We start from the raw sequence: 14,281 nt of genomic DNA, 5'->3' as shown, positions 1-14,281 counted from the left end.
TTAACGCGCTAGATTTCTTATGGCACGGTTTGTTTCGCCCGTCTTCTGAATACCTTCCAGTTCCTTTTCACGCACGGTTAAAGCCCTGCACAAGCACCCCATGGAAAAATTTACGAACCATGGATGCAATGCCGGTTACTTCTGCTCAATAGACTGGAGCAACAAAGATGTCCTGGCGTCTTCCGGGGCCACAGCGACAAACCGGCTTGCGTGTTTTCGTGCGGTCGGAATGTCGCCATCTTCCAACGCGTAGGAAAGGCGCGCATAGAGCAAATCAGGGTCATTTGGATTCACCGCCAGTGCTGCGTCGAGGATTCGTAATGCCTGTTCCGGCTGGCCGTATGAGCGTAATGCGACCGCATAAATGTAAGCAAACCGGGGATCACCGGGCGCGAGCTTGCGAGAACGCGCCAGAAGCTCCAGCGCCTCACTCTGGCGACCTTGACGGATGCGCATTAAACCCAACGAGTGCAACAGGCTCGGATTGTCAGGTACGGCAGTCAGGCCCGCTTCGAGGATACGCTCCGCTTGCACATCCCGGTTTGTAGCTCGGTACAGATCGGCCAGATTCGCATAGGCTGGCGCGAACTGGGGGTCCCGCTGAATGGCCAGCCGGTATTCAGCCTCGGAATTAACTGCATCGCCGCGCTCTGCATGAAAGAGCCCAAGATTCAAATGCGACTCTGGCCGCTCCGATACTGCTGACTGGGTCGCTTCGTAGTTTATGAAGCCGAGCTCAATAGCCGCGCGCTCTTGTGTCGACAGTGAACCGGAATCGACAGGCGCAAGCGCTCGACCTGCTGCAGCACTAACGGCAAGTACGTGATTTGTTGATGCTGGCAGTGCCGCCAACCGCGCCTCCGGAGGATAGTCTGCCAGCGCATCCAGTGCCGCAACCCGAACCAGCGAGTCATCGTCGTATAAACCTTCATTGATGGCAGTGAAGAGAGCCCGCCCGGGAAACCGTCGCATTTCAGTCAAAGCGGTAGCACGCACTATCCCGGGCATTTCCGGGTTAAAAAACAATCGCTCCAGCCCCTCTACTGTATAAGCCTGCCCTTTACGCGCCGCATCAAAGACTGGCCCCCAAATCTGAAAGCCCTTGCGATCGGGACCGAACCAGTTCTCTATTGTGGCGGCGGCCCACTCTGGCCCGCGTTTGGTGTGGCAATCATTGCAGGCATTTGGAGTCCCCATTTTGACACTGAGGTCCGGCCGCGGGATGCGTAACGAATGGTCGCGACGAGGATCGACCACCATGTAATCGCGTGTTGGCATATGACAACTTACACACTGCGCACCCGGGCTGTCGGGCTCGTGATGGGTATGCGCCGTCGTGTCGAACTTAGCAGGCGCGTGGCACTGGGCGCAGAGTGTGTTTCCCGGTGCTCGCAACTCGGCGGTATGGGGATCGTGACAGTCACTGCAGGTGACACCCTTGGCGTACATTTTCGATTGCAGGAACGAGCCATAGGTGTATACCTCATCCTCTTGCTGCCCGTCTGCAAAATACAACCCTTCCACCAACAACGATGGTTTATGCGTATCGAGCAATTTGCCAGTGGGCCCCGGATCTGTACTGATCGAGCCTCGACGCGAATGACAGACCGCACAAGTCTCAACCTCCCGGTGATTCTGCATTGGAGGGCTCCGTGACGCAGTGCCTGTCTCGGCATCCGCAACCCAAACAACCCCTTTGCGCTCATCAAATGGGATCGTCAACCCCATGGAAGGCACCGACGGTGCGCCATCAACTGCTTTAGCCCATTCCACATGCGCAGATCCAGGACCGTGACAACTCTCACAAGCTACGCTGATATCACTCCAGGTGGTCGCATAAGTATTCGAATGGGTATCGTAGTTACGGCGGAGATTGGTGGAATGACAATCGGCACACATGTAGTTCCAGTTTTGCTGACTACGGGTCCAGTGTAATTCATCTTTGCTTTCGATGCGTTGATCCGGATAAAGGTGGAACCAGCGCTGACCGCCTTCCTTTTTCGGCCGGGCATCCCACGCAATCGACAAAGCTTGCAAGCGCCCATCAGGGAATTCGATCAAATATTGCTGCAGCGGATAGACACCAAATGTGTAGCTGACCTTGAAGTCTGCCAACTTGCCATCTGCGCCATCCGTGCTGACCCAAAACTCATCACCTTGGCGGAAGAACGTCGTCGTAACACCCGCGTTGTGAAATTTGGCGTTTTCGAAATTCCCAAGTACCGCCTTATCGGTTGCATGCGCCATCGCATGGGCGTGCTGCGATGCCTGCCAATTGACAGACTGCTCTGCATGACAACCACTGCATACGGGCTCGCCAACATAAACTGCGGATGGCTGGGCTGGACGAACGTCAGCAGAAGCCGCATGCGCAAAAACTGCCACGCCCATGACGATAAAGCAGATCAATTCTGCAAAGGCCCGCAATGTATTCATCCCTGATCGACCTTGCCTCTTCATTGAAATCGTCTGGTACAGATTGCCATGTTCGATTAGACCCGATGCCCCAGCGCATACCTACAACACTGAACCTGAAAAAAAACACAATAGTATTACTTGTCAAATACTAACGTGAACTATACTTCCCAAGCTCGAAATCTAAATGGAGAAAGGAGAAGGACCGTGCAAGATAGCAATGAAAACATATGGAAGTCCCTATTGATAGTGGCGTGTTTTATCTTGCCAGGCATTTCATTTGCCTCGCAGGATGCAGATCACGACCTGGACAGGACTGTCCTGCCCATATCAGAGCCAGACCCAAAGCATTACACCGAACTGGATGTGCGCAACACCCAGCCACCACCACGGTGGGAAGTGACGCCACCCAAAGGCGCACCGAATGTCTTGATCGTCCTGATTGATGATCTCGGCTTTGGTTCAACCTCGACATTTGGTGGCCCTGTCCCGACACCCACACTGGACAAACTCGCACAGAGTGGGCTGCGGTATAACAATTTCCATACAACATCGCTGTGTTCACCGACTCGCGTTGCTTTAAAATCCGGACGCAACCATCACACCGCAAACACGGGCTCAATAATGGAAACGGCCACTGCCTACCCTGGCAATACAGGCCGAATTCCGAACCGTGTTGCCCCCTTGGCCGAGATGCTGCGCCTAAACGGCTACAGCACTGGCGCTTTTGGCAAGTGGCATGAAACAGCCGCATGGGAAACCAGCATTTCGGGCCCCTTTGACCGCTGGCCAACGCGCCAGGGCTTCGACAAGTTCTACGGCTTCATTGGTGGAGAAACCGACCAATGGTCGCCGCTGATCTTTGATGGCACCAAGCGAATCGTTCCGCCAAAAATAGAGGGGTATCACTTCACAGAAGACATGACCAACCAGGCAATCAATTGGGTCAAGGCACAACAGTCCATGACGCCTGACAAACCGTTTTTCATGTACTTCGCCACCGGCGCCACCCATGCGCCACACCACGTACCAAAGCCGTGGATCGAGAAGTTTCATGGCCAGTTTGATGACGGCTGGGACGCTGTACGACAGGCGACCTTTGAGCGCCAGAAGGCAGCCGGGGTGATACCAGATAGCACAAAACTCCCCCCTCTCCCATCGGACCTGTCCGCCTGGAAAGATCTGCCCGACGACCATAAAAGACTGTTTCGGCGACAGGCTGAAACCTTTGCCGGGTTTGTTGCACATACCGATCACAACATAGGCCGGCTGATTGATGCCGTCGACTCTATTGGCGAATTGGACAACACTCTGATTTTCTATATTGCCGGCGACAACGGTACCAGTGCCGAAGGCGGCATGATTGGCATGTATAACGAGATGACCTATTTCAATGGCGTGCAGGAAAAAGTTGAAGATATGCTGCCACTTATTGACAAATGGGGAAGCCCGGAAACGTTCCCGCACATGGCGGCGGCTTGGGCCGTGGCTTTCGACTCGCCCTTCAAATGGACCAAGCAGGTAGCGAGTGACTTTGGTGGTACACGCAATGGGATGGTTGTCCACTGGCCCGAAGGCATCAAGCAGAAAGGCGGGATGCGCAGCCAGTTCAGCCATGTGATCGATGTTGCGCCAACCGTACTGGAAGCTGCAAGCTTACCTGAGCCAAAAAGCGTCAACGGCACAGAGCAGGTGCCCATCGAGGGGACCAGCTTGCTCTATAGCTTTAACGATGCGGGCGCGAAGGAACGTCACACGGTTCAGTATTTTGAAATGTTTGGCAATCGAGGCATCTATAAAGACGGTTGGATGGCAAGAACAATTCACCGTGCTCCGTGGGAAACGTCTGATCTTACACCACTGGAGGACGACGTCTGGGAGCTTTACTACGTCCCCGACGATTTCAGCCTGGCAACCAACATAGCGTCATCGAACCCTGAGAAGCTTGCCGAGCTACAAAACGAGTTCATGGTTGAAGCGGAGAAGTACCATGTACTGCCTATCGACGACAGGACCATTGCACGAACGAATGCTGCAATAGCCGGGCGTCCAGATCTGATCGGTGATCGAAAATCACTGACGCTGTACGAAGGTATGGACGGAATGCTGGAAAACACCTTCATCAACGTAAAGAACCGATCGTTGACTATCACTGCCAATATTGAAGTGCCAGAAGGCGGCGCATCAGGTGCGCTTCTGGTTCAGGGCAGTCGCTATGGTGGTTGGTCGTTGCATTTGCGCGACGGAAAACCAGCTTACGAATACAACTGGCTCGGCCTCGAGCGTTATGTTGTGGAAAGTGAAACTCCATTGCCTGCAGGCAAGGCAACGGTTGTATTGGATTTTGATTATGACGGCGGCGGCCTTGGAAAAGGCGGCGACGCAACGCTGGCAGTCAATGGCAAGCAAGTTGCCAAGGGCAGAATTGAAAAGACCCAGCCGAACATATTCTCTGCGGATGAAACAGCCGATGTCGGTCTGGACAACCAGACGCCCGTCGCTCTGGGTATCGGTTACGGACCCGAGGAAACCCGATTCACCGGTAAAATCCACGACATCGTAGTTGAGGTTGAATAACTAACCAAGGAGAGAGCCACTGGTGCAAAGCCAGTGGCTCTAATGCCGGCACATTAAAATGCCAACTATCTGCTAATTCAATTGATCCACAAGGTACTGGGAAAGATTTCTGTACTCATACTCTATCCATGCAAAAACGCCAGAAGGCGATTCCTCGAAGGATCGGCCGCAGGCCTGGTTGGAGCTGTAGTTTTTAAGATACGCCTTCTGAATGAGATTTGGTGTGCCGCCAAGCAGTGTTTCACTGGATCTTGACGGGTAGTACATCGCCCACTCGAAACCACCAACGGCATCAACGTTACCAAGCCCGGACATTTCCGGCGCCAGAAAACCGTATCGCAGGAGCCGAACTTGCTCATCCCGGGTATCAAATTCCAGGGCAAGTCCTGTAAATGTAGCTGGGTGGGGCTCATGGCCAGAGAAGTCATAGTGTTGAAATCCCGTAACCACATGCGCGGCCGTCGCGGGGTCAACTTTGTCGCCGATAGCACAGCTTTGGAAAATATCGCTGTATACCAACGACTCCACCTCTACACCCTCTTCCTTTAGCTGGTACCCAGGAAACCCTTCAAGAGCATTAGTCCGCTCTGGCGTCAGTGTTCGGGTAATCGTGCCGCTTTGCTGGGGAATCCGAGCCTCTAGCTGCGCCAATTTCCCACTACTAAAACTCCAGCTATACGCTACCTCGGGCTCACCCCCCAGTTCAGTCGATCCTGGCTGAATCCCCTCAAGTTGATGACAGGCGGTGCCAGTTTCAAACGTTGCTTTGCGTGCCGCCCAGTCAAACACCAACCGCTCGTCCACACCGGGATTGTCGTAGGCAATTTTACTCTGCGGCGACAGCGACGCTGACGGCAACCACTGGGTACTGAGATTAGCCATATACCCATTTACGCTGATCAGCCTGGCAATCTCTTGTATTGAAGGCGAAAGACAACCTTCTGAACTAATAGCTTGCAGCCGTCCATCCTCGCTATATTCAAACTTAAGTTCTGCGGAAACTATCAAATTTGAACTGTTAGTAGGGAGGTCAGTCGATTGTCTGGGCTGAGCATAGACTCGCTGGCCAGTCAGCAACACCGGGTCACTCAACTCCAGCGGCACCATGGGCAATTCGAGTTGATCAACATCCACGTTTGCATAATTGCCTTGAGCGGCTGAATCTACAATAGCGACGACATCCCCGGCATTCTGCAACAGGGAAACCCCGAGAAGATAAGCGCCCTGCGGGCTGAGGAGTCGCTCTTTGCCATCGCTTTCTGGCCGAGCCAGCGCATCGTTATAGTCATCCGGGAACTGGCTAGCTGAAAAGCGCGCCAAGGCCTGCGCGTATGCGTGTGCCTTATCATCTTTAGCCAGGACATAATCCCGCCGCAAGTTGACACCTTCGAGGCCCGGTACCACGCTACTTCCGGTCCCCGAAAGCAAACCCGCTGTTGTGAGCCTGCGATAGCGTTCCAGAGTCGTCAGAGGGGAGACATTACTCACACCTGGCGCGGCAGATAGCAAAAACGCCCGGGCAACCGGAACGTCCCCGGTGCGCAGCTGTTCCATCGTTTTACCGGGCAATGCCAATGCATACAAAGGAAACGTTTCTGGATCAATATTTGGTCCTATCTCCGGATCCAATACGAGCTCCGAGATATCCAGGGAGAACTGACCACCCTCGCCACTCATGGCCGTGGGTTCTCCAGACTCCAGGATAACCTTGCGGCCGGATGCCAACTCGAACTCCATGGGCCCCGGCGTGAATTGGCTGTCGCCATCCATATCCAACCATACCCGGGCGTTTTTCAGATAGCCGTCGATTACTCGTCCCGTATAGGGTGTCGGCTCGCTGTATTGCACACCGTTGAAATCGCGCCCATCCACAGGCAGCTCATCGGATTCATTGCCGCAGCCGGCAATGGCGAGAAAAAGAACGGAAACAGGCAGGAAAATAAGGGGCTTCATCACGGCAACCATTTATCCTTGTTAGAGGTTGTGCCGTTACTTTAGGGGATGTGGAGGCTGGAGACCTTGATAGGTTTGGCAATCTGTAAAGTTTAGTAACAAGAAAGCCCCGGGAACTGGCCCGAGGCTTTCCTTGGCTTGGTTTAAAACGCGCGGGCAACAATCTCTTTCATGATCTCGTTGGTTCCGCCGTAAATGCGCTGAACCCGTGAATCAGCCCAGGCGCGGGCAATCGGGTATTCCCACATATAACCGTAGCCACCGTGCAACTGAACACACTCATCCATTACTCTGCACTGCAGATCGGTGGTGTACTGCTTCAGCATGGCCGCTGTTGGTATATCCAGCTTTTTGTCCAGGTGAAGTTCCAGGCAACGGTCGGTGAACACTCGGGCAGCCGTGATTTCTGCTTTCATCTCAGCCATTTTGAAGCGAGTGTTCTGGAACTTGATCACCGGCTTACCGAAAGCTTTACGCTCGGTTACGTAATCCAGAGTCCACTGCCAGGCAGCTTCTGCGGCAGCAATTGCTGTAATGCCAATCTGCAAGCGCTCGGCAGGAAGCTCCATCATCAACTGCATAAAGCCCTGCCCTTCCATCGAGCCGAGCAGATTCTTGGTCGGAACTTTCACATCCTGGAAAAACAGCTCAGAGGTGTCCTGGGCCTTCATGCCAACCTTGTTCAGGTTCTGGCCTTTCTGAAACCCTTCCGAGTCGGATTCGACCAGCAGAAGACTGATACCTTTGGCGCCTTCCTTTGGATCCGTTTTAGCGACAACGATCACCAGATCAGCCATCTGCCCGTTGGTGATAAAGGTTTTTGAGCCATTCAGTATGTAGTTGTCACCATCCTTCAAAGCAGTGGTTTTCACCCCCTGAAGATCAGAACCCGCACCGGGCTCGCTCATAGCGATAGCTGTGATCATCTCGCCAGTCGCCATCTTGGGCAGATAGTGTTTTTTCTGCTCTTCCGAGCCGTGATTCAGGATGTAAGGTGCAACGATATCGGAGTGCAGCGTCCAACCAATGCCCGAAAGCCCGGCACGGGAGACTTCTTCCATAATAACTGCGCTGTATCGGAAGTCAGCGCCAACACCGCCGTACTCCTCAGGCATGGTCGGGCACAAAAAGCCCAATGCGCCTGCCTTCTCCCACAGTTCGCGGCTAACTTGGCCATCTTTCTCCCACTGCTCGTGGTATGGCGCGGCTTCTTGCTCAAGAAATTTCCGGACAGAGTCCCGAAAGCCGTCAAGGTCTGCGTCGAAGAGCGTGCGTGGAATCATGGTAAACCTCGGTCAGTGAACAATGTTGTAATTAGCGTTCACCAAGTCTCTTCTTGCAGGCGGGTTTGCTCAATGGTTAAAACCATCAATCCTGCTGGCCAAAACCATCGTTGCGACTTATTCTGGCGCTCACCCGAGCCTCGCCCCAGCGCGGCATCAGGTCCTGAGGCAACCCCAGATGATCCAGAATCCGCGCCACGATAAAGTCCACGAGATCCTCTATCGATTCCGGTCGGTGGTAGAACCCGGGGCTGGCTGGCATGATGACCGCACCCATTTGGGTAAGCCTCAGCATGTTTTCCAGATGAACTTGTGAGTATGGTGATTCGCGGGTCACCAGAATCAGTTGGCGACGTTCTTTAAGCGCCACATCGCCAGCACGCTCAATCAGGTTGTTACTGGCACCGGTGGCTAATGCCGATAGCGTTCCCGTACTACAGGGGCAGACCACAAGAGGTGCCTTCTCGCCTGAGCCGGAGGCGGGCGGGGAAAACCAGTCTTCACGCCCAAACACCAACACTTGCCCCGGCTGTGCTGACGCGTATTCTGTCAGCACCTTTTGGATTGCTGACGGGCTTCCCGGTAGCTTCAAGTCGGTTTCAGTCGCAATAACAATTTGCGCTGCCTTGCTGATCATTACATGAACCCGGCAGCCCGTTGCCACCAGGCACTGCAGCAAACGCAGGCCATACTGGGCTCCGGAAGCTCCGGTGAGTGCCAAGTTGATGGTTCTGGCTTTCGACAAGTTATCGGACATGTCTTGGGTCAAAGGTGTAACTCCTTGGATGCCAGGTCAGCCATGGATACGCTCAAGCTCGGCGACAAGCTTACCGTGAATACCACCAAAGCCACCGTTACTCATGATAACGATGTGGCAAGGGCTGGGCAGATCTGCCATAACACGCTCAATCAGCCCCTCTACGGTGGCCTCTACAAGATGCTTGCCGGATTCCGATTTATCGACCTGCCATGCCGATACCAACTCCGGTAGCCAGTCCATACTGTTCAGGTTGGCCCAATACACTTTATCTGCCAAAGCAGCACTCGGCAGCAACGTATGCTGATGAACACCCTGCTTCATCGTATTGGAGCGAGGCTCAATAAGAGCGATTATCGGCTCCTCGCCAACTTGACTGCGCAATCCGTCCAGCGTGGTCTCTATGGCGGTTGGGTGATGAGCGAAGTCGTCGTAAACTATCACTCCACCAATATCCGCCAGCAGTTCCATTCGGCGCTTTACGCCAGAGAAGCGACAGAGTGCAGCCACTGCATGATCGGGCGTTACCCCTACGTGCTTCGCAGCAGCAATGGCTGCGAGGGCGTTGCGAACATTATGCATACCCGTTTGATTCCACTTCACCACCGCAACGGGCTGCTCATGGTGAACCACCATAAATCGGCTACCATCCTCGGATAACAGCTCGGCACGCCAATCAACCGACGCAGCCGTTTCGCTGCCGATGGCCATATCCTGAACCGGGCTCCAGCATCCCATATCAAGGGCTTTATCCAGATGCTCATCCAGGCTTGGGCGAATAATCATGCCCTGGGAAGGAACCGTGCGAACCAGATGATGAAACTGTCGTTCAATCGCCTCTACGTTTTCAAAAATATCGGCGTGATCGAACTCAAGGTTGTTCAGGATCAGGGTATGAGGGCGGTAATGAACAAACTTGGATCGTTTGTCGAAGAAAGCACTGTCGTACTCGTCAGCTTCAATAACAAAAAAATCGCTATCACCCAGACTGGCTGAAACCGGAAAATCTTTTGGCACGCCGCCCACCAGATACCCAGGCGCAAGCCCCGCCTGATCAAGAACCCAGAGCAACATAGCTGTGGTGGTCGTTTTGCCGTGAGTACCAGCAACCGCCAATACCCAACGATGCCGCAGCACTTCTCTCGCCAGCCACTCCGGGCCAGACATATAGTCGATATTACGGTTAAGTACTGCCTCAACCTCAGGGTTACCCCGGGACATGGCATTGCCGATCAATACAAGGTCCGGCTTGGGTTCGAGGTGTTCCGGGCTGAAACCTTCCATCAGGCTGATGCCCTGGGCCTCTAGCTGCGTGCTCATGGGTGGATAAACACCCTGATCGGAACCGGTAACTGTGTGGCCGAGTTCCCTTGCCAATACCGCAAGGCTTCCCATGAATGTGCCACAAATCCCCAGTATATGAATATGCATTCGCCGTCTGTCCTCTACGTTGAAACCCGACAAGCCTCCCGTATCCATTCGGTGCCGTCAAGCGCATTGCTATCCGCACTTCCTGCCATGAAAATTGCGCGCATTTGACGTATCATCTGCACCATTGTTGAATCAACTGGAGACTCCACCCCGAGATGGCCATCAAGAACGCATTTTACGCTCAGTCTGGCGGTGTTACCGCTGTAATTAACGCGAGTGCCTGCGGGGTCATCCAGACCGCCCGTAAGCATTCGGACAAAATCGGCAAAGTGTTTGCCGGTCGCAACGGCATTCTGGGCGCGCTATACGAAGAGCTGATCGATACCAGCCTCGAAAGTGATGAAGCCATTCAGGAGTTGATCCACACCCCGGGCGGCGCATTCGGATCTTGCCGCCACAAGCTGAAGAACATCTCGGAAAACCGTCGGGAATACGAGCGTCTGATCGAAGTATTCCGCGCACACAACATCGGCTACTTCTTCTACAACGGCGGCGGTGATTCCCAGGATACAGCCTACAAAGTCTCACAAATTGGTGAGAAGCTGGGCTACCCCATTACCTGCATAGGTGTTCCCAAAACCGTAGATAACGACCTGCCGTTTACCGATTGCTGCCCGGGCTTTGGCTCTGTAGCCAAGTACATTGCCACATCTACCCTGGAAGCCAGCCTGGACATTAAGTCCATGTGCGAGACGTCCACCAAGGTGTTCATTCTTGAAGTTATGGGCCGCCATGCGGGCTGGATTGCAGCTTCCGGTGGTTTGGCTGGCCAGGGCGAAGGTGAGCCGCCCCACATTATTCTGTTCCCTGAAATTCCGTTTAACCGCGAAGCATTTTTGGAGCGGGTCGATTTCTGCGTGAAGGAATATGGTTACTGCGTAGTCGTTGCGTCAGAAGGTGCCCAGTACGAAGACGGCCGCTTCCTTGCAGATGCCGGCGCCAAAGATGCCTTTGGTCACACTCAGCTTGGCGGTGTAGCGCCAGCACTGGCTAACATGGTCAGGCAGGCTCTGGGGCACAAGTACCACTGGGCGGTTGCCGATTACCTCCAGCGCAGCGCTCGACACATCGCCTCTGCAACTGATGTTGAGCAAGCTTACGCCGTTGGCAAAGCCGCTGTGGAAATGGCTCTGGCTGGCAAGCAGGCGGTTATGCCTACTATTGTTCGCGAGAAATCAAAGCCATACGTATGGTCGATTGGTGAAGCTCCACTTAGTGAAGTCGCTAACCAGGAAAAGAAGATGCCGATCCACTACATTACGGATGATGGCTTCGGCATTACACAAGAGTGCCGCGACTACCTGCTGCCTCTGATCGCCGGCGAGAACTTCCCTCCGTTTGATAACGGCCTGCCGCGGGTTGCGAAGCTTAAGAACACTCTCGCGGAAAAGAAACTGAAAACCGACTTTCAGCTCTGATTAATACTCGGCCCATTCTGTGCCGTTAAAAAAAGGCTCTGCAGGTAACTGCAGAGCCTTTTTCATTAACAGAAGCGTTACTTACTAAACCTTTCCCGCTTCCAACTCACGCACGTACGCCGAAAATTCGTCATAACCACCAATGTAGGTTTCGCCCACAAGAATTTGGGGCACGGTATGAACGGCACGGCCAATTTTGTCGGCAATATCTTCCTTGGTCATTTCATGCTCGATCATATCAACCCAGATGTAAGGCATATTGCGAGATTCACACAGGCTTCTTGCACGCACGCAAAACCCGCAACTTGAACGGCCGTATATTGTTACTTGTTCCATAAACGCCTCCAAAAAAGTTACCCCTGAACGACTCCAGGGTGGTTACAAGGTGTATAAATAAACCTGAATTCATGATGACATGATTGAGGGAATTTAAAAAATTGAAGCGCTAAATAACCGCTATAGTAACGGTTCATACTTAGTAGGGTTTAGCAGGGCGAAAGCACAAACACCCATCACCTTAAGGACAACTCTGTGGTTTACCTGACGTTATTTCTGACCTCGTTCGCAGCGGCCACTCTGTTGCCTGCCTATTCGGAGATACTGACAGGCACGCTGGTCGTCCAGGGCTATCCCATGTGGTGGCTGTGGTTCTGGGCCACACTGGGCAATACATTGGGGTCTGTGGTGAACGGCATCATCGGCAGGCAGGTGGATCGTTTCAAACACAAGCGCTGGTTCCCCCTAAGTGAAACGCAGCTGCACAAGGCCAGAAACAGTTTTAACCGCTATGGCCAGTGGTCTTTACTCTTGGGCTGGCTGCCCCTGGGCGGTGACGCATTGACGCTGGTTGGCGGCATTATGCGCGTGCCCTGGCTCAACTTCATTGTACTTGTGGGAATCGGTAAGGGTGTGCGTTACGCCTTTGTGATCTGGCTGGTCGCTGAAGCATCGGGCATATCATCACCGTCACCATAGAGGTACTTGCGCAACAAGGGCTCGCCGTTGAATTCCGAGTGCAGCACAGCAATAAAGGTGTACACACCGATAAGCTTACGGTTGAGGAACACGAATTCCTTGGGCGGCACGCGGAAGTAACGGCTTATGGCGGAACGTGCAGCTTGCCGCGCTACCCGTGATGGCAGGTCGCTTTGTTTCCAACGATACTCGCCTTTGCTGTTTACTGCGTAGTCCGGCCAATTTACGTGATCATTCGATAAGGGCTCCAGTACCGACATACACACTTCGCCAAACTTCTCCAAGACTTCTTTGGGCCAGTCTGTGCTCATGAAGCGCAGTTTTACCCCTCCGTCGATCACCGATTCCAGGTCATTTTCATAGGAAGCACGAATCATCTGGATAACAGGGTCGAGAAATTCGCGGGTGTAGGATTGCACTGCGCCAAAGTCCAGCAACACGATTCGATCATGCTCCACACCTTCCCCGCTTTCTCCGGCAATGCGAATACGGTAGTTGCCGAAGTTGGGGTCTGTCTGTATCTCACCCCATACAAACAACTCCCGAAAGAACAGCTCAAGCGCGGCTTCTCCAAGCGCACTGCGGCGTTCCAGTGACAGCTCCTTTACCACGTCCGCACTCACCGAATGGCCATGCTCGTAGGTGGACGCAATCACCTGCGCGCCAGAGTACTCCGGCAACACTCGGGGAACCACAAACCGAGGATCGCTCTTGAGCATTTGGCGAAACTTCTCTGTGGTGCGCGCCTCGAGATGGTAATCCACCTCCCGGTGCATCATCTGTCGCACCTCTTCCAGCCAGTCCTCAAACTCCGGCCCGAAGCTCACCAACCGAGCCACTCTGAGTAGCTGAGCCACCGCATTTAAATCGCTATCAACCGCATCGGCAACCCCCGGATACTGAACCTTGAGCACCAACTCCAGTCCATCGCTGCGCCGCAAAGCACGGTGCACCTGCCCCAGAGATGCAGCCCCAATAGGCTCGGGGTCTATATCCAGTTCAGCAAACTTATCACTGCCCAGCTCGGCTTTGAGAACACGCTCGATGGCAGGCCACTCCAGCGAGGTGGTCTGATCCTCCAGCGTATGTAAAGCTTCCGTAACCTCTTCGGGCAGAAAATGCTCGCCATAAAGCGCCATCACCTGGCCAATTTTGACCACACTGCCTTTCAGCCTCCCCAGCTCTTCCACCAGAAGATGGGCTTGCTTGGACAGCATGGCGCGGTGGCGTTCATCCCGCTTATCCTTGCTGCTGAACCAGTTTGTCGCCATATGCGAAGCGACACGCGTTCCGGCAAAGAGCCCGGCGCGAGTTAGGCTCAGCCGACGCTCAAAGCTGCCGGTCTTGATACGGGAGACTGAATTACCTGACTGTCTGGATGACATGTATGACCTGTCCGGATCTGAGAATTTACCAACCCTGAATGGCTCTCTGACTAGCACTCTAAACGTAACAGCAGTGGGTGTCTCGTG

At 53.8% G+C, this 14,281-nt stretch carries 10 protein-coding genes; 3 read left to right on the top strand and 7 right to left on the bottom strand.

Features of this window, described 5'->3' with window-relative positions; all coding sequences use genetic code 11:
• Positions 1–135: 135 nt before the first annotated feature.
• Complete coding sequence (locus tag Q0824_RS09355; protein WP_298449746.1) at positions 136–2,436, bottom strand: tetratricopeptide repeat protein; 2,301 nt, start codon at positions 2,434–2,436, stop codon at positions 136–138.
• A 186-nt stretch (positions 2,437–2,622) separates the two neighbouring features.
• Between Q0824_RS09355 and Q0824_RS09350 the strand changes: the two genes are divergently transcribed.
• Positions 2,623–4,992 carry an arylsulfatase gene (locus tag Q0824_RS09350; RefSeq protein WP_298449744.1) on the top strand — a complete coding sequence of 790 codons (2,370 nt, stop codon included), beginning with the start codon at positions 2,623–2,625 and terminating at the stop codon, positions 4,990–4,992.
• A 72-nt stretch (positions 4,993–5,064) separates the two neighbouring features.
• On the opposite strand, the gene Q0824_RS09345 is transcribed toward Q0824_RS09350, so the two are convergent.
• The 4 genes from Q0824_RS09345 to mpl form a co-directional block, all read right to left on the bottom strand.
• Positions 5,065–6,945 carry a hypothetical protein gene (locus tag Q0824_RS09345; RefSeq protein ID WP_298450493.1) on the bottom strand — a complete coding sequence of 627 codons (1,881 nt, stop codon included), beginning with the start codon at positions 6,943–6,945 and terminating at the stop codon, positions 5,065–5,067.
• A 143-nt stretch (positions 6,946–7,088) separates the two neighbouring features.
• Entirely contained in the window at positions 7,089–8,228 is a 1,140-nt protein-coding gene (locus Q0824_RS09340) for an acyl-CoA dehydrogenase family protein (protein ID WP_298449742.1), read from the bottom strand.
• Positions 8,229–8,313: 85 nt separating this feature from the next.
• Positions 8,314–8,985 (bottom strand): flavin prenyltransferase UbiX, encoded by a 672-nt coding sequence (locus tag Q0824_RS09335; RefSeq protein WP_298450491.1) that lies wholly within the window; start codon positions 8,983–8,985, stop codon positions 8,314–8,316.
• Positions 8,986–9,021: 36 nt separating this feature from the next.
• Positions 9,022–10,416 (bottom strand): UDP-N-acetylmuramate:L-alanyl-gamma-D-glutamyl-meso-diaminopimelate ligase, encoded by a 1,395-nt coding sequence (gene mpl / locus Q0824_RS09330; RefSeq protein ID WP_298449740.1) that lies wholly within the window; start codon positions 10,414–10,416, stop codon positions 9,022–9,024.
• Positions 10,417–10,571: 155 nt separating this feature from the next.
• Here mpl and Q0824_RS09325 point away from each other — a divergent pair, with 155 nt between their 5' ends.
• Positions 10,572–11,834 (top strand): 6-phosphofructokinase, encoded by a 1,263-nt coding sequence (locus Q0824_RS09325; protein ID WP_298449738.1) that lies wholly within the window; start codon positions 10,572–10,574, stop codon positions 11,832–11,834.
• Between the two features lie 84 nt (positions 11,835–11,918).
• Here the strand turns inward: Q0824_RS09325 and Q0824_RS09320 are convergent, their stop codons facing one another.
• Positions 11,919–12,170, bottom strand: a complete 252-nt coding sequence (locus Q0824_RS09320; protein WP_298449736.1) for a GrxA family glutaredoxin — start codon at positions 12,168–12,170, stop codon at positions 11,919–11,921.
• 195 nt (positions 12,171–12,365) lie between these two features.
• Between Q0824_RS09320 and Q0824_RS09315 the strand changes: the two genes are divergently transcribed.
• Positions 12,366–12,809 carry a YqaA family protein gene (locus Q0824_RS09315; protein ID WP_200202121.1) on the top strand — a complete coding sequence of 148 codons (444 nt, stop codon included), beginning with the start codon at positions 12,366–12,368 and terminating at the stop codon, positions 12,807–12,809.
• On the opposite strand, the gene Q0824_RS09310 is transcribed toward Q0824_RS09315, so the two are convergent.
• Positions 12,749–14,194, bottom strand: coding sequence for an AarF/ABC1/UbiB kinase family protein (locus Q0824_RS09310; protein ID WP_298449734.1), 1,446 nt, complete (start codon positions 14,192–14,194; stop codon positions 12,749–12,751). The genes Q0824_RS09315 and Q0824_RS09310 overlap by 61 nt on opposite strands.
• Positions 14,195–14,281 lie beyond the last annotated feature (87 nt).

The organism is uncultured Marinobacter sp., assembly GCF_947488835.1.
In the GTDB taxonomy this organism is placed as follows: Bacteria; Pseudomonadota; Gammaproteobacteria; order Pseudomonadales; family Oleiphilaceae; genus Marinobacter.
Note: the sequence above shows the minus strand (reverse complement) of the source record. Positions and strands in the feature narration are given on the sequence as shown.

Coding starts and splice junctions, on each gene's coding strand:
- Q0824_RS09355 (WP_298449746.1), bottom strand. CDS start 2,436: ATGAATACATTGCGGGCCTTTGCAGAATTGATCTGCTTTATCGTCATG.
- Q0824_RS09345 (WP_298450493.1), bottom strand. CDS start 6,945: ATGAAGCCCCTTATTTTCCTGCCTGTTTCCGTTCTTTTTCTCGCCATT.
- Q0824_RS09340 (WP_298449742.1), bottom strand. CDS start 8,228: ATGATTCCACGCACGCTCTTCGACGCAGACCTTGACGGCTTTCGGGAC.
- Q0824_RS09335 (WP_298450491.1), bottom strand. CDS start 8,985: ATGTCCGATAACTTGTCGAAAGCCAGAACCATCAACTTGGCACTCACC.
- mpl (WP_298449740.1), bottom strand. CDS start 10,416: ATGCATATTCATATACTGGGGATTTGTGGCACATTCATGGGAAGCCTT.
- Q0824_RS09325 (WP_298449738.1), top strand. CDS start 10,572: ATGGCCATCAAGAACGCATTTTACGCTCAGTCTGGCGGTGTTACCGCT.
- Q0824_RS09320 (WP_298449736.1), bottom strand. CDS start 12,170: ATGGAACAAGTAACAATATACGGCCGTTCAAGTTGCGGGTTTTGCGTG.
- Q0824_RS09310 (WP_298449734.1), bottom strand. CDS start 14,194: ATGTCATCCAGACAGTCAGGTAATTCAGTCTCCCGTATCAAGACCGGC.